The following is a 15,231-nucleotide window of genomic DNA, read 5'->3' on the forward strand; positions in this document are numbered from 1 at the left end:
ATTGGATGACCTGGTGTGGTATTTTTTTACATAATGGGATCTTTGCCGATATTAATGATGTACATCAAACGTCATGCTTTCGGGGGAGATATAGTGTTCTTTATGATTGTGCTTTTGGTTTTTGTGTTTTTAGGAGGAACTCTTGCCAATCCAGTGGTTAAAGGGAAAATTGGAGAAGCGAAGGTTTCTCTTCTACTTAAAAGGTTGAATAAGAACGAGTATTATGTGTTCAATGATTTATTGCTGGAGACGGAGAAGGGAACGACTCAAATTGATCATGTAGTGGTATCGGTTTACGGGGTTTTTGTCATTGAGACAAAGAATTATAAAGGATGGATTTTTGGTGCTGAAAGAAGTAAAAAGTGGACGCAGGTAATTTATAAGAGGAAACATACATTCATGAACCCGATCCACCAGAATTATGGTCATATGAAGAGCTTAGAAGAGGTATTAGGCAAAACATATGCCCATCCTTTTTGTTCGATTATATCGTTCAGTTCCAAATCTACGCTGAAAGATATAACCATTGCTTCTCCTTTGGTACATATCGTGAATAATTTCCACTTACTAAATACAATCAAAATGTATGATGAGAGACTGATCTCCCATGCAAATATGAAAGGAATCATTTATAAGTTAAACCACCGTAATATTGAAGATAGACAAACGAGAGAAGACCACGTGATTAAAATTAAAGAGAAACAAGAACTGAATCGACAAAAAGTAAAAGAGATGAAGTGTCCTGATTGCGGAGGAGAACTGATCGATCGCATTGGTAAACACGGGGCGTATAAAGGGTGTAGAAACTTTCCGACGTGTCGCTTCACCTATAACCGAACATCATAATTCGAATCAAATGAAAAAAGTGGTGTACCAGGTCATCCATAAATTGGATAACCTGGTACACCACTTTTTCAATAGATCTAAATGATCTATTGAAATATAATTACAATATTTCCAAACACATATTGACATAAAAATTCATAAATTCTATAATAAAGCCAACAAAGATTTGGAGGAAGTCCATGAACTATGTGATTGGAATAGACGGAGGCGGGACAAAAACGACGTGCCTGTTCCTTGAAGCAGATCACTGTACATATCCGGAACAACCAAAAGTCATCCAGGGGCCGGGGACCAACCCTCATCAGATTGGTTTTGAGGAAGCGGGTCACCGCTTAACGGCTCTTATTGAAAAAGGATTACAAACATTCCACGTAGATTCTGCACAGATCATAGGCATTGGCTTCGGACTCGCTGGTATTGGTAGACCAGAGGACGAAGCAAAAATGAGAACGATCGTGCAGGATATTTTTTGGAATTTATCATTTTCTGAAAATTTAAACACATTTGTAGGATCCGACAGTTTAGCCGCGCTGAAAGGAGCGCTTTCCCTAAAAGATGAATCTGGCATTCTCGTTATCTCAGGCACAGGATCGAATGCAATGGGGGTAGATCGTGAAGGGAAAATCCATAAATGTGGAGGCTGGGGCCACCTGATTGGGGATGAAGGAAGTGGATACTACCTTTCTTTGAAAGCGTTATCAGTAATAGCGAAAGCCGCAGATGGACGTGGAGAGGAAACGCTAATTACCCCTCTTATATTAAAGAAGTTAAATCTCCAAAAGCCTGAGGATCTTGTCCGTCACATTTATGGAAGGTCTTATGAAAAACACGAGATTGCCAAGCTTGCGACGTGTGTAATAGAAGCGTCGGAACAAAAGGATGCAGTCGCGGTGGAAATATTGAAAGAAGCTGCCGATCAGCTCGTTTTACATGTGGAAAGTATCGCTCGCCGCGGCTTTGAAAGAGATGCAGCCATTACAGCAGCAGGGTCTATTTTCAAGCATTCTAAAATCCTGAAACAGCATTTCATCCAACAGATTGAAACAAAAGGGTTAGGCGTATATAAAGAGCCCTATGCTCCACCTGAATTTGGAGCAGTGCTATTAGCAATTCCGGAAAATTTATAAAAGGTGGTGCCAAAGGTGACGAATTCCTTGACGTTCCTCACAACAGAGCAACGAAATGAACGAACGAAAAACATGGATGAAATGACGACCGAACAAATCTTGAAAGTCATGAATGAAGAGGACCACAAAGTCGCTGAAGCCGTCAAACAGGTTTTGCCAGCAATTACGAAAGCTGTGGATCATATTTCCGCTTCTTTGAAAAAGGGAGGCCGACTCTTTTACGTAGGAGCAGGAACGAGCGGCAGGCTGGGCATTTTGGATGCGTCCGAATGTCCACCGACCTTCCTCGTGGACCCGGATATGGTTCAAGCGGTCATGGCCGGGGGCGGGGACGCCTTCACGAAGGCTAAAGAGAATTCCGAAGATGATGCGGCGCAAGGTGAAACCGATTTGAAGGCAAGAAAAATCACCTCAGACGATGTCGTTGTCGGAATTACCGCCAGCGGTCGGACGCCTTATCCAATTGGAGCTCTCAAACACGCGCGTTCGATTGGTGCTTATACGATCTCTTTATCCTGTAACCATCATTCGGAGATCAGTAATTTTGCTGAGTGCCCGATCGAAGTTGTCGTCGGGCCGGAAGTTTTGACAGGTTCGACGCGGTTGAAAGCGGCGACGGCGCACAAAATGGTGTTGAACATGATGACTACCACAGCCATGGTGAAACTCGGGAAGGTTTACGAGAATCTGATGGTGGATGTCCACGCAAGCAATCACAAGCTGCGTGAACGTGCGAAGAGCATTTTGATGGAGTGTACTTCCGCGACCTATGAGGAAGCCGAAGAAACGTTGAAAAAAGCGAAGCTGCAAGTGAAGCCGGCGATTGTCATGCTGAAGCAGAGTGTTTCTTATGATCAAGCGAAAAAAATGCTTCAAGCGAATGAGGGCAATTTGCGGAAGGCCATGGATGAATCTTAATGATTTGAAGACCATTTAGCATGGTTTCAAATAAATTTTTCAATCAAAAAGGGGGAGCTTATGTTGAGCATGTGGCGGAAAACATCTGCTTGGTTGATGATGGCGGTTTTGTTCGCTTTCTTGTTGTTGGTCGGTTGTACACCTGGAGCAGGAACGGAAGAAACAGACAGCGAGGGTACAGAAGAGGAATCCAGTTCTGAATCTTCCTCAAAGTCTGGTGAATCCGGTGAAGTTTCAGGAGAGCTTGAGATTCAGTACTTTGTCGGTGGTTATGGAGATTCCTGGTGGAAAGAAGTTATTGCTGATTTCCAGGAAGAATATCCGGATGTCTCGATCACGGAACATGCGGGACCTAATATTAATGAAGAAATGCGTTCTCGCTGGGTATCCGATGATCCACCTGATGTCGTCTATATTGATGGTGCCGGTTCCAGTGAAACACAGATGGTTGAAGATGGTCAGCTCATGAACATGACGGAATGGTTGAGCGGCGTTGAGCTTGAGGATGGCTCCGCTTTAGGTGAAAGCTTCATTGTTGATCCTGCTACGTACGATGGAGAAATCTACAGCTTACCACTTGTCTTTGATACTTGGGGCACTTGGTATGACAATGCCTGGTTTGAAGAAAACAACTGGGATGTACCGAAAGACTTCCCTAGTTTCATGGATACGATGAGTCAAATCAAGGAAGATGAAGGCATTGAACCTTTCGTTACGACAGGACAATATCCATACTACTTCCTACGCGGTGCGCTTTACCCTGCCTTTGGTGCAGCGGGTGGCGACGAGTTACTTAATGATGTCATTACAGGTGCAGAAGGCGCTTGGACGAGTGAACCTGTCCTTAATGTCATGAAAAAAGTGGAGCAGATGCAGCAAGAAGGCATGATTGATTCTGGTTTCGGTGCGTTGAACCATACGCAATCCCAGATGAACTTCCTGCTTCATGACAATGCGTTCATTCCGGTTGGTTTCTGGCTGCCGAATGAAATGGCGAATGATACACCAGAAGACTTCGAATATGGATTCATTCCTTCTCCAATGCAGGATGAAGGCGAACCATATGCGATCGTTCCGGACCTTCGTCCACTAGCGATTGCAGAAAAAGCGGAAAACCCAGAAGCAGCGAAAGCTTTTGTGGAGTTCGTTTTCACAAAAGAATATGCGAAGAGTTTCTCTGAACATACGGGAGCGATCATGAACTTGCAGGGAGTCGACCTTGCTTCCAGTGAGGAAGTTCCTTCATTCTTGATTGATGCCAACCAGATGATCAACGATCCTGAGCAAGTCCAGATTTATCAAAAGCCACACCCGATGAGTTCAGAGCTTGAAACGCCGATCAGCAACTCTCTCGTATCTTTGATGCTCGGTAACATTACAGCCGAAGAGTTCGTTGAGGAAGCTGAGCAAGCGGCAGCGGAATACCGCAGCAGTTTGGAGTAAAGGACATGTGGAATGTGGAGGCGGACGTCTTCACATTCCATTTTTCTTAAAGGCATAAGCCAATCAACCGCGGGAAAGCAATCCTGCTGTTGCTTGACTTATGCTAGTAAAAACATATTCAAACTAGAAAAAGAGGTGGTTGTAAATGGTCCAGTCCAAACGACAGCGGAACTTGTTCCTTGCCTTTTGTCTTGTTCCGACATTTTTATTGTTTGCCGTGTTCACCTTGTATCCCTTGTTCAATGGTCTTTATTATTCCTTTTTCAAATGGTCGGGAGCATCTTCACTCGCCGAGTTCGTAGGTTTTGATAATTACCGCCGGTTATTCAGCGATGATATTATCCCAAGAACGATCTGGCATGATTACTTCCTTGTCATTACAAAAGTGTTCGGCATCATGATTCTGTCGACCTTTTTTGCCGTCGCTCTAACACAAATGAAGATCAAAGAGGCGCCTTTTTACCGGATTGTCTTCTTTTTCCCGAACATCATGTCCGTCGTCGTCATCGGGATTTTGTGGATGTTCATCTATAATCCAAGTCTCGGTCTAGTAAACTCAGGCCTCGAATTGATCGGTCTTGAGAGTTGGACGCGGCCATGGCTCGGGAGTGAAGACTGGGCTTTACCAAGTTTAGTGCTTCCTTCTGTATGGGCAGGAATCGGGTTGTTCATGCTCATGCTGATGGGCGGGATTTCCAACATATCGAAAAGTTATTATGAAGCAGCAGAAATTGACGGGGCCACCGAATGGCAGCAGTTTTGGAAGGTGACCTTACCGCTGATCTGGCCGCAAATCAAGATTTCTATTTTGTACATCATCATTACGACCTTGAATGGATCCTTCATTATCGTCCAGGTCATGACCAAAGGTGGACCGAATAATTCCACACACGTAATGGGTTCCTACTTATATGAGCAGGCTTTTGTTAAATACAACTTCGGATATGGGGCAACCATCGGGGTTATGATCTTAATTTTATCTCTCGTGACCGTCTTGATTATGCAGTTCCTGATGAGAAGAGAGAAAGTGGAGTATTAACAGACAGGAGGGGAATAGAGTGCAAAAAGGGAGTATTTTCTCAAGAACGATTGTACGTATCCCATTGATCATCTGGTCTCTGGCCGTCTTATATCCGATCTTCTGGATGGTGTTGGGGGCATTCAAATCCAACGCAGAAATCTACGCCAATCCATGGGGGCTGCCGGAATCGTTCAGCTTCAGCAATTTCGTCAATGCATGGAGTAATTACAATATAGATACGAGTGTGTTTAATAGTTTCATCGTCACCGGTCTTGGAGCAACCCTGACCCTTGCAATGGCCATTCCGACTTCTTACGCTTTAGAGCGCATGCGCTTCCGCGGAAACCGTTTGTTGTTCACGCTTTATATTTCAGCGATGATGATTCCGATGGTCCTCGGCTGGATTCCGTTGTTCTTCCTACTGATGCAGCTGAATCTGCTTGATAACATTTTCGGACTCAGTATCGTTTATGCGGTCAGCCAATTGCCGTTCAGTATTTTCGTTTTGACGAGTTTCATGGCAACGATTCCAAAATCACTGGAAGAAGCGGCAGCGATTGACGGGATGTCTCCATACGGCATCCTGTGGAAAATCATTACGCCACTTTCGACAACAGGGATCATTACCGTTACGATTATGAATATGATTCAGTTTTGGAATGAGTATTTTATGGCGCTCATCTTCCTGCAATCGGAGGAAAACTATACACTTGCTCTCGCGATTGATTATATTAGTAATGAAACGCAATATACGAATGCCTGGGGGACGCTGTTTGCGAGTCTTGTCATTGCGATCGTTCCTGTCATCGTTTTGTATGCGATTTTCCAACGCCGAATTGTTAAAGGAATGACTGAGGGAGCCATTAAAGGATAAGTGTGGTGAAACAAATGAAGAATTCTCTAACCGGCGGACTGGTCATCTTAAATGAAATGAAAGATAAGCTTCCGCCTTCTGAAAAAAAGATCGCCGAATTCATTTTGGATCAGCCTCATGAAGCGATCCACTGTACAGCGACACAGCTCGGCGAACTGAGTTCGACGAGCAGCGCCGCTGTCATTCGCTTATGCAAGTCTCTCGGTCTGAAGGGTTTGCAGGAATTGAAATTGAGGATTTCCGGGGATTTGCAAAAGAAACCGGAGGCGCGGTACCGGGACATTCAACCGGGAGAGCCGTCCGATTCAATTGTTGAAAAAATAACGAGCAACAGTTTGCAGGCGATCCGCGAAACAACGGAAATGGTCGACTACCGAACATTGTCGGAAGCGGTGAAGCTGTTAAATGAAGCGGGTGCGATTCACTTTTTCGGTGTAGGAGCGTCGGGGATCATCGCTCAGGATGCCCAACAGAAGTTTTTACGCATGAACAAGCCGACCTCTGCTTTTACAGATATGCATAACGCAGCGATGAACATTGCGAACGTAACGGAGAACGATGTCGTCTTCGGCATCTCTTTTTCCGGTGAAACCTATGAAACAGCGAAGATTATGGAAATCGCGAAGAAAAAGGGAGCGCGCACCATCAGTTTGACACGTTATGGACAGTCTCCCGTTACAGAACATGCCGATGTTTCGCTGTACATTTCAGCTTCAAGGGAGATCCCTGCACCATTTCGAAGTGGTGCCACATCTTCCCGTCTTGCCCAGTTACATATGATCGACATCCTTTTCGTCAATGTCGTCACAGAACAATGGGACAAGGCCTCCGAGTACTTTCATGAAATTACCGACGTTATGGATTTGTTGAAAGGGAAGAAAACGAAGGGATAAGGAGGAATCATCGTATGGAAAAGTGGTTGGAAGAGCTGCAATCTCTGCTTCCGGAAGGGCGTGTTTTAACGTCTCTGGCCGACCGTCATAGTTATAGTTTTGATGCTTCTTTTGGGGAACACTTACCGGATGCAGTTGTGCAGGTGAAAGAGAAGCAGGAAGTCGCTGATATTCTGAAACTTGCCAATCGTTACAAAGTACCGGTCCATCCGAGAGGTTCAGGCACCTGTCTGAGCGGTGGTCCTCTTCCTGTTCACGGCGGAATTGTTTTAGATATGTCGCAGTTCCCGGCGGTTATAGACCTTAGTCCGCGCGACTTGACGGTAAAAGTGACGCCGAGTGTATTGACCGGAAACATCAATAAAGCGGCAGAACAACACGGACTGATGTATGCCCCTGATCCAAGCAGTGCCCATGTAGCCACGATTGGCGGCAATCTTGCAGAAAACTCCGGCGGTCCCCGGGGATTGAAGTATGGCGTGACAAAGGACCACGTGCTCGGGTTGGAGGTCGTGACTCCTGAAGGTGAAATCATTAAGACGGGTGGTCAAACGATCAAGAATGTTACGGGCATTGATTTGACGAAACTGATCGTCGGATCGGAAGGAACGCTTGGCGTCATTGTCGGTGCTACATTGAAGCTGATGCCGAAGCCACCCGCCGTGCAGACGATCATGGTTGCTTTTGACGAAGTGCGAAAAGCAGGGGAGGCCATCTCCCAAACGCTGACTTCAGGAATTCTCCCAGCCAAGATGGAATTTATGGATCAAGCCTGTATCGTAGCCGTTGAAAACTTCCAGCCAGTCGGTCTGCCTGTTGATGCCGCTGCTGTGATTATCATTGAACTCGATGGACATCCGGAAACGCTGCGTGTCGAGCGGGGGCTGATCGAAGAGATTATGGAAGAGATGGGCGCAAAAGAAATCATCATTCCTAAAAGTGATGAGGAAGCGGCCAAGCTCTGGCATGCACGCAAGCAAGTGTCACCTGCCATTGCGAAAATTAAGCCGACGAAAGTATCCGAAGACGCGACCGTTCCGAGGAGCAAAATTCCGGACTTTATGGACCGGTTAGAGCTCATCAAAGAGAAGTACGGCCTGGAAGTCGTGGCCTTCGGGCATGCGGGGGACGGCAACCTGCATCCGAATATTTTATGTGACAAGCGGAATGTGGAAGAAATGAAGCTTGTTGAACAAGCGGTGGAGGACATGTTCCAGGCTGCCCTCGATCTTGGGGGCACGCTTTCCGGCGAGCACGGAATCGGTACGATGAAGGCGCCGTTTATGGAGCTTGAGCTCGGAGAAGTCGGTCTTGATATGATGAAGCGCATCAAAGACAGCTGGGACCCGAATAGTATCTTGAACCCGGGCAAAGTTTTTCCTGAAAAAGGACAGAAGTTGGTGCTGCACCATGAGTAGTTCGCTGAAGGAACGCCTGAATTATGATAAGACGTTCGACTGTGTCCAGTGCGGCTATTGTCTTCCGGCCTGCCCGACGTATGAAACGATGGAAAAAGAAACCCATTCGCCGAGAGGGCGCATCAATCTTGTGAAGATGGTTGCGGAAGGAAAAGCTTCTGTTGAGGATTTGAAGGAGCCGATTGAGAAGTGCCTTGGCTGTATGGCCTGTACAACCGTCTGTCCGACGAACGTCCAGTATGGAGAAATCTTTGAAGGAGCGAAACGGGTGATTGATGAGGAGAGGCCGCGCAGGATTGTAGAGGACTTTTTGTTCCAGTCATTCTTTCCTTCTTCCAAATGGATGAATACATTGGGGAATGCGACTTGGCTTTATCAGAAGAGTGGATTGCAGAAGGTTTCCCAGCGGTTTGGGCTGACGAAAAGAGCTCCGATTCATATACACGAATTCGAAGCGGCTTTACCGAGTATGCCTACACCGAAAAAACGTCAGGCGCGCGCGGATCGTTATGTACGTAAGCGGCCGGCTGCGGCAAAGGTTGGATTCTTTAAAGGCTGCGTCATGGACAGCGTCTTTTTTGAAACGAATCAGAATACGGTGGAGCTTTTGCTTCGGAGCGGCGCGGAAGTCGTTTTTCCAGAAGCGCAGACGTGCTGCGGAGCTCTTCACGCTCATACAGGCAAAGTGGACCAGTCGGTGGAACTTGCAAAGCGGAATATTGAAGCTTTTGAGGAAGAAGGCTTTGATTATATCGTGAATAATGCGGGTGGTTGCGGTGCGCGTTTGGTGGAGTATGCGCATTTGTTTGAGGAGGGCACTGAGTGGCACGAGCGTGCGGAGCGGTTAGTTGATCGAGTGCGGGATATTTCTGAAGTGCTTGTAGAGTTGGACGGGCTTGTGTTTGAAAAAGAGTTGTCGAGGACCGTAACTTATCAGCCTTCCTGTCATTTGCGCAATGTACAGAAGGTGACGAATGAGCCACTCGATTTGATTCGTCGCATTCCTGGTGTAGAATTGCGCGAGTTGGAGCGGCCGGAGTTTTGCTGCGGATCCGCTGGCGTTTACAATATTACAAACTATGAAGACGCGATGGATATTTTAGACGTCAAAATGCAGGATGTTTGTGGTACGGGAGCTGGTGGTGTTGTGACATCCAACCCTGGCTGTCAGCTGCAGATGAAGCTTGGTGTCGAGCGTGAAGGTTTGGGGATGGATGCTGTACATTTGGTAGATTTATTGATGGAGGCTGATCCTAGGCCGAAGTGGTGAGGCGATCTCTTGATGAGGTCGTCTTTTTTTGTGTTTGGGTGGGGTGTGGCTGAGTGAGTTTATCGGTGGGTTTAGCTATTTTATCAATGGCTTTGGCCAATTTATCGGTAGGTTTTAGTGTTTTATCGGCGACTTTAAAGAATTTATCAGTGGGTTATGCTTATTTATCAGTATCTTAAAAAATAGACTCTAGATTTTTTTGTGCCTTCATACCTTGCACACACTTTTTTGAGTATTCCTTGAGCAATGGTCGGGGATTCGATGAGGAGAAACTCTCGTAAGCTTTTATTTGTAATCTTAGATCCGTTTAACAAACAAAAGTCACGTAGTGCGGGGTGATGTGCTGTCTTATCTTTGTGCCTGCATTTATTGCATTTCCATTTTCCATATTCCCAGAGCATTGCTAATTGCTGACAGGATGTGCAGAACACGCCTTTTCGAATATCTGAATCTTTAACTGATAAATCTTTCAAGTAATCAAAAGCGAGGGGAGAATCTGATTTTAAAATCTCTTTGCTTATTAAATCAGGAAGGGAAGTCGATAATCTTTCCCCTGTATGATGATCAGCAATTTCCCCTACCTTTTCTGGCAGAGCTTCGGTACGGATCACGATATCCAGTGAAGGGTCATCTGTGTTTATCGAAGTACCAGGATGACTGTTGGCAACGAGGCAGTAAATAGGTATGTCGGGAAAACCTTTTAAATGAAGCCATTGCTGCAACTGTCTTCGATGCCTCCTCACTTGAAGGACAGGATCAGAAAACGTTTGCGGTCCTTCATCCCATGTTCTGGATAGGAAGTTGAATCTTTGATTGTAAAACAACTCTCCTCCAATGTTCTTCGCTTCAACAATCAAAATCCATTGGTTCGTCATAACAAGGCAATCGATTTGGAAGTAGTGGGTGCCGTCATAGAGACGTAGGTGATGGAAGATTCGGTAGTGTTCGGGGAGGTAGGAGAGTGGGAAGTTGAGAGCGAGCTCTCCTTTGTGGCCGGAGAGGCGGTTTTTGAGGTGTTCTTTAATCTTTGGCATTTGGAGGTGGCTTTCATGAAGGCGTCGTTCTATTGTTTGCAGTTGTTCGATGTCTCGTGGAAATGCTCGTTGCTTAATGATCATGACATTCGTCCTTTTTATTTTTATCATACGATAAAAGATGCTTACTAGCCTAGCAAATATTTCAACCTATCCCCTGCCCATATGCTAGAATGAATGCAACAAAACAAATGAGGGATGAGCATTGAGCAAACCTAGTATATTAGTCGTTGAAGATGAAACAAAAATAGCTCGAGTGTTGGAGCTGGAACTCGAATATGAAGGTTATCAAGTGACGAAGGCTCATGATGGAATGGAAGGTTTACGGCTGTATCGTGAAAAAGAGTGGGATTTGCTTCTTCTTGATATCATGCTTCCTGACTTGAGTGGTACAGACCTCCTTAAGAGAATTCGATCAGGTGATGAGGAAACGCCCGTCATTATGCTGACTGCGAAGGATTCAGTGAAGGATAAGGTGACAGGGCTCGACCTTGGAGCAAATGATTACGTTACAAAACCCTTTGAGATTGAGGAGCTCCTTGCAAGGATACGAGCAGCTTTACGGACAAAATCTGATCAACAAGTCATGAGGTTTGAAGACTTGAGCGTCAACGTAAACACTCATGAAGTGCACCGGGGCGAAAACTCTATCGAATTGACGGCCAAGGAGTTTTCTCTTCTTGTCTATCTAATGAAAAATAAGCGTCAAGTGCTGAACCGTGAACAACTGCTGGAAGGGGTATGGGGCTTTGACTATTACGGGGATACGAATATCGTGGATGTGTATATCCGTTATTTGCGTAACAAAATGGATAAAGGGTACGAGCCGAAGCTGATTCATACCGTCAGAGGAGTCGGCTACGTCTTGAAGGATCCACGATGAAGCTCGGGAATCGGATTCAATTTTATACGACCGGTCTGTTCATTATCCTTCTTGTGCTGATCAGTGCGGCGGTTTATTTTTCTTTCAGTAAAATTGTTTATGACAGTGATGTGGACCAAACGAGACTTGAAGCGGAGCGCATTGTGACTGGTATCAATGAGCGTGCTGGTGATTCTCTGTCCGCAGACATCCTGAGGGCTTATGTCCCTGCCAATGGCATGATCCGGCTGGTCCTTCCAGATGGAACTTCAGAGATCAGCTTGACGGGAGGGAGTCAGGAGAACCTCATTGAACAAGCGTATCCGTATGAAGCAGGGGAAAAAGCGGAGGTTCGAAGGTACGAAGGTGTTCCTTATGCTTTTGTATCCATACCAATCGTGTGGACAAACGGGGAGGTCGTTTCTTTTCAGCTGACGAGAAGTTTGGAGGCGACGGCACAGAATTTAAATATTCTTAGAATTGTGCTCATCACCGTTGCTCTTCTCGCAATGATTCCGTTTTTCTTTTCCTCAAGACTTTTAAGCCGGTTGATTGTCACTCCGATTCGCTCATTGATTCAAACGATGCAGCAAATCAGGGGCAGTGGTCAATTTAAAAGGATTTCTTATGAAGGGAAGTCCAGAGATGAGTTAGCTCAAATGGCTGATACGTTTAACAAAATGATCGTTCAGCTTGAAGAAAACTACCAAAAGCAGGAGCAGTTTGTTTCAAATGCTTCTCATGAGCTGAAAACCCCGTTAACGGTGATTGAGTCCTATGCAAGTCTTTTGAAGAGAAGAGGAAAACAGGAGGAAGAACTTTTTCAAGAATCTGTGGAAGCCATTCATTCAGAGGCGAAGCGCATGCGTGAACTTACGGAACAACTTCTTCTTCTTGCAAGAAAAGAGGAACACTTGGATGTTTCATTTGAGTCCGTCAATCTCTCACAGTTACTGCAGAGAACCGTCGCTTCTTTTGAAAAAGCATACCAACGAAAAGTTGAACTTTCCTGCCCTCAAGATCTTCATTTAATAACCGATGAGCAGAAATTGAAGCAGTTGCTTTATATTTTCATGGATAATGCCAGAAAGTACAGTGAAGAGCAGATTGAGGTGAAAGTTGATAAGGAGGGAAATCATGCAGCCATCCATGTCGTGGATCGAGGAATCGGGATGTCGCAAAATGATCTTGAAAAAGTCTTCGATCGCTTTTACCAAGTGGACGAATCCAGGACCGAAGGATATGGATTAGGCCTTTCGCTAGCTGAAGAGCTGGCTCATGCTCTTAAGGCTGACATTCACCTTTCCAGTGAGGAAGGGGCGGGGACGACGGCCATGATTCGTTTGCTGCTCTCAGAGGATTCTCATTTTCAATGAGTATGATGATATGGAGGAGGGAGTTTTATGGCTAACCGTTTCAAAGTGATGATTTCCATAGGTTTGCTTGCTCTCTTAATCATCATAGGGTGGCAGTGGGTGAACCAAAAGCTAAGTGCTGAACCGTTATCGGAATCGGAGATCCGTGAGAAAATACAAACGCAATACAATGGTGAAATTACAGATCTAACTTCTATGGAAGATCATTACCTGGCCACTATAAAACTAGAGGAAGGCATTTATGAAATGACGGTTTCAAAAGTGGATGGTCGTATTTCTGATATGAGGACGTTTGAAAATTTCAAGGACGACGAACCACCTGTATCCTCAGAAGATCAGTCTGAAAATGCACAAGCGCCGCCGATTACAGAAGAAAAGGCAGTGGCGGTGGCCTTGAATGAAATCGAAGGGGACGTGGATGACGTCGACTTTGAAGCGGAAGGTAATCCAGCTTTTTACCTTGTCGAAATCGAGAGGTCGGGTGGAGTAGAAGCAACCATTCAAATCCATGCTCTTACAGGTGAAATTATGTCCATCACTTGGGACGATTGATTTCTCATCAAATTCTCATTTTCCTCTTTCTTTGTTCTCATCGTGGGTGGATATAGTGATAGTAGAACAACGAAGAGGAGGATATATAATGAAGAAAAAATGGCTGATCGGCGGTATTGTGAGTGTTGTTGTAATAGGCGGTGGAGCATTCGGTGTGAATGCTGTGTCGGGAGATGATCAATTTTCAGAGAGTGAAGTGGAGCTTTCTCAAAAAGAGGCAGAAGCTGCCGCTAAAGAAGATGTAGATTTGACGATCGAAAAGGTAGAAAAAGATAAAGAGGACGGTATTTCCGTCTATGAGTTTAAGGGTCAGACAGAAGATGGCAAAGAAGTTGAAGTGGAAGTGGACGCGAATACGGGAGAAGTCTTACAAGTAGAGCACGAGGACGACGATTCCAATGAAACTTCAGCTGAAGATTTGAAAGTAACAAAAGAAGAAGCGGAGAAAGCCGCTAAAGAAAAAGCCTCCGGCAGTGAAATGAAAGACATGGAAATCGATGATGGTCACTATGAGTTTGAATTCCAAGATGAGGAATTTGACTATGAGGTTACCGTTGACGGCCAGTCAGGTGAAGTTAAAGAGTTTGAAAAAAACAAACGAAAATAACTAGTTATGTAATAAATGGAGCTCCACCCTTCGTAGGTGGAGCTTTTCCTATGGATGAACGATATGAAACAGAAAGCCGCCGGTGAGGCAGGATTTAATGACTTTCTACTAATTTAAAACCAATTGTTGAAAGAGCGGTCTGCAGGTTCGGAACGGTCTTAGGTTTCGTTTTGGTCAGTACATTGGTTTCAATTTCTTTCTGTGCTATTTCCGGGGTAATACCCGTCAATATTGTATCAATTCCCATAACTTGTAGAGCGTGAATCAGCTTCGGTAACATTTCGGAGAAAAATTGGTCTCTGACAACTAATCCGGAAAGATCGAGGACGAAATAGTCGGTATCCTGTTCTTTTCCATATCGAAGGACATCACTCAATAATTTGTCCGCACGTTCTTGGTCAACAATGCCCTGGATAGGGATTACGGACACTCCATCAGTAATCGGGATGATCGGTGCATTCATCAGTCCCATATTATAGTGGGTCTGATCAAGATCGATCATGTGAGAAAGGACAGACGCGATGGTTTGTAGAAATTCGATATCTTCTTCTTTAAAATTCTTTTCTTCCTTATCCATTACGCAAAGAGTCCCGAACACATTTCCTTTTAAATCTTTCAGCGTCACGCCGAGGTATCCTTTTACCTGCAAGAGAGCAGAGGCTTCCATTTCACGTGTGAGTTTGTCTTCCATTAAGTTGTTTGTTCTAAGTATTTGGTCTTGATCATTAATGATTAACCGGCAGTGACTTTCTTCATAATCAATCGTGAACCCCTCGGGGACGATTTCTTCCTCTTTATTTAACGAACTCAGTACAGTCATGGAGTTTTTACCTCTCATTGTGATGTAAGTGGTCTGTACATCAAGTCGCTGAGTTATGACTTCAAAGATCTTTTGAGCAGCTGATTTGAGAGAATAATATTGCTCTGATCCAAAGTGATATTCTTCCGACATGTAAAACCTTCCCTTTCACAAAATTAGGAACTATCCCC

At 45.0% G+C, this 15,231-nt stretch carries 15 protein-coding genes; 13 read left to right on the forward strand and 2 right to left on the reverse strand.

Features of this window, described 5'->3' with window-relative positions:
* Positions 1 to 102 precede the first annotated feature (102 nt).
* From ACQ4XT_RS08985 to ACQ4XT_RS09025, 9 genes are all read left to right on the forward strand, one after another.
* On the forward strand, positions 103 to 846 hold the full coding sequence (locus ACQ4XT_RS08985) for an NERD domain-containing protein (protein WP_446855635.1): 744 nt from the start codon (positions 103 to 105) through the stop codon (positions 844 to 846).
* A 179-nt stretch (positions 847 to 1,025) separates the two neighbouring features.
* Positions 1,026 to 1,973: an N-acetylglucosamine kinase gene (locus ACQ4XT_RS08990; protein WP_446853394.1), complete on the forward strand. Its 948-nt coding sequence runs from the start codon at positions 1,026 to 1,028 to the stop codon at positions 1,971 to 1,973.
* Between the two features lie 15 nt (positions 1,974 to 1,988).
* On the forward strand, positions 1,989 to 2,891 hold the full coding sequence (gene murQ / locus ACQ4XT_RS08995; RefSeq protein WP_446853395.1) for an N-acetylmuramic acid 6-phosphate etherase: 903 nt from the start codon (positions 1,989 to 1,991) through the stop codon (positions 2,889 to 2,891).
* Positions 2,892 to 2,951: 60 nt separating this feature from the next.
* Positions 2,952 to 4,334, forward strand: coding sequence for an ABC transporter substrate-binding protein (locus ACQ4XT_RS09000; protein WP_446853396.1), 1,383 nt, complete (start codon positions 2,952 to 2,954; stop codon positions 4,332 to 4,334).
* A gap of 145 nt (positions 4,335 to 4,479) precedes the next feature.
* Complete coding sequence (locus ACQ4XT_RS09005; protein ID WP_446853397.1) at positions 4,480 to 5,373, forward strand: carbohydrate ABC transporter permease; 894 nt, start codon at positions 4,480 to 4,482, stop codon at positions 5,371 to 5,373.
* Between the two features lie 19 nt (positions 5,374 to 5,392).
* Positions 5,393 to 6,229 carry a carbohydrate ABC transporter permease gene (locus tag ACQ4XT_RS09010; RefSeq protein WP_226592161.1) on the forward strand — a complete coding sequence of 279 codons (837 nt, stop codon included), beginning with the start codon at positions 5,393 to 5,395 and terminating at the stop codon, positions 6,227 to 6,229.
* 14 nt (positions 6,230 to 6,243) lie between these two features.
* A complete protein-coding gene (locus ACQ4XT_RS09015; protein WP_146817188.1) occupies positions 6,244 to 7,122 on the forward strand; it encodes a MurR/RpiR family transcriptional regulator in 879 nt (292 codons plus the stop codon).
* Between the two features lie 14 nt (positions 7,123 to 7,136).
* Positions 7,137 to 8,540 carry an FAD-binding oxidoreductase gene (locus ACQ4XT_RS09020; RefSeq protein ID WP_446853398.1) on the forward strand — a complete coding sequence of 468 codons (1,404 nt, stop codon included), beginning with the start codon at positions 7,137 to 7,139 and terminating at the stop codon, positions 8,538 to 8,540.
* Positions 8,533 to 9,810, forward strand: a complete 1,278-nt coding sequence (locus ACQ4XT_RS09025) for a (Fe-S)-binding protein (protein WP_446853399.1) — start codon at positions 8,533 to 8,535, stop codon at positions 9,808 to 9,810. The genes ACQ4XT_RS09020 and ACQ4XT_RS09025 overlap by 8 nt, the downstream gene beginning before the upstream one ends.
* 167 nt (positions 9,811 to 9,977) lie before the next feature.
* Here the strand turns inward: ACQ4XT_RS09025 and ACQ4XT_RS09030 are convergent, their stop codons facing one another.
* Positions 9,978 to 10,928 (reverse strand): nuclease-related domain-containing protein, encoded by a 951-nt coding sequence (locus ACQ4XT_RS09030; protein ID WP_446853400.1) that lies wholly within the window; start codon positions 10,926 to 10,928, stop codon positions 9,978 to 9,980.
* A gap of 121 nt (positions 10,929 to 11,049) precedes the next feature.
* Between ACQ4XT_RS09030 and ACQ4XT_RS09035 the strand changes: the two genes are divergently transcribed.
* The 4 genes from ACQ4XT_RS09035 (at position 11,050) to ACQ4XT_RS09050 (ending at position 14,241) form a co-directional block, all read left to right on the forward strand.
* Entirely contained in the window at positions 11,050 to 11,727 is a 678-nt protein-coding gene (locus ACQ4XT_RS09035) for a response regulator transcription factor (RefSeq protein ID WP_446853401.1), read from the forward strand.
* Entirely contained in the window at positions 11,724 to 13,082 is a 1,359-nt protein-coding gene (locus ACQ4XT_RS09040; protein ID WP_446853402.1) for an ATP-binding protein, read from the forward strand. The genes ACQ4XT_RS09035 and ACQ4XT_RS09040 overlap by 4 nt, the downstream gene beginning before the upstream one ends.
* Positions 13,083 to 13,109: 27 nt before the next feature.
* Complete coding sequence (locus tag ACQ4XT_RS09045; protein ID WP_446853403.1) at positions 13,110 to 13,634, forward strand: PepSY domain-containing protein; 525 nt, start codon at positions 13,110 to 13,112, stop codon at positions 13,632 to 13,634.
* Positions 13,635 to 13,722: 88 nt separating this feature from the next.
* Positions 13,723 to 14,241, forward strand: coding sequence for a PepSY domain-containing protein (locus tag ACQ4XT_RS09050; protein WP_446853404.1), 519 nt, complete (start codon positions 13,723 to 13,725; stop codon positions 14,239 to 14,241).
* Between the two features lie 94 nt (positions 14,242 to 14,335).
* On the opposite strand, the gene ACQ4XT_RS09055 is transcribed toward ACQ4XT_RS09050, so the two are convergent.
* On the reverse strand, positions 14,336 to 15,193 hold the full coding sequence (locus tag ACQ4XT_RS09055) for an STAS domain-containing protein (protein WP_446853405.1): 858 nt from the start codon (positions 15,191 to 15,193) through the stop codon (positions 14,336 to 14,338).
* Positions 15,194 to 15,231 lie beyond the last annotated feature (38 nt).

Source organism: Halobacillus sp. 12SKB, from assembly GCF_052941655.1.

Bases quoted from the DNA above. Each gene is read 5' to 3' on its own strand.
- ACQ4XT_RS08985 (WP_446855635.1), top strand. From the start codon at position 103: ATGATTGTGCTTTTGGTTTTTGTGTTTTTAGGAGGAACTCTTGCCAAT.
- ACQ4XT_RS08990 (WP_446853394.1), top strand. From the start codon at position 1,026: ATGAACTATGTGATTGGAATAGACGGAGGCGGGACAAAAACGACGTGC.
- ACQ4XT_RS09000 (WP_446853396.1), top strand. From the start codon at position 2,952: ATGTTGAGCATGTGGCGGAAAACATCTGCTTGGTTGATGATGGCGGTT.
- ACQ4XT_RS09005 (WP_446853397.1), top strand. From the start codon at position 4,480: ATGGTCCAGTCCAAACGACAGCGGAACTTGTTCCTTGCCTTTTGTCTT.
- ACQ4XT_RS09015 (WP_146817188.1), top strand. From the start codon at position 6,244: ATGAAGAATTCTCTAACCGGCGGACTGGTCATCTTAAATGAAATGAAA.
- ACQ4XT_RS09020 (WP_446853398.1), top strand. From the start codon at position 7,137: ATGGAAAAGTGGTTGGAAGAGCTGCAATCTCTGCTTCCGGAAGGGCGT.
- ACQ4XT_RS09025 (WP_446853399.1), top strand. From the start codon at position 8,533: ATGAGTAGTTCGCTGAAGGAACGCCTGAATTATGATAAGACGTTCGAC.
- ACQ4XT_RS09030 (WP_446853400.1), bottom strand. From the start codon at position 10,928: ATGATCATTAAGCAACGAGCATTTCCACGAGACATCGAACAACTGCAA.
- ACQ4XT_RS09040 (WP_446853402.1), top strand. From the start codon at position 11,724: ATGAAGCTCGGGAATCGGATTCAATTTTATACGACCGGTCTGTTCATT.
- ACQ4XT_RS09045 (WP_446853403.1), top strand. From the start codon at position 13,110: ATGGCTAACCGTTTCAAAGTGATGATTTCCATAGGTTTGCTTGCTCTC.
- ACQ4XT_RS09050 (WP_446853404.1), top strand. From the start codon at position 13,723: ATGAAGAAAAAATGGCTGATCGGCGGTATTGTGAGTGTTGTTGTAATA.
- ACQ4XT_RS09055 (WP_446853405.1), bottom strand. From the start codon at position 15,193: ATGTCGGAAGAATATCACTTTGGATCAGAGCAATATTATTCTCTCAAA.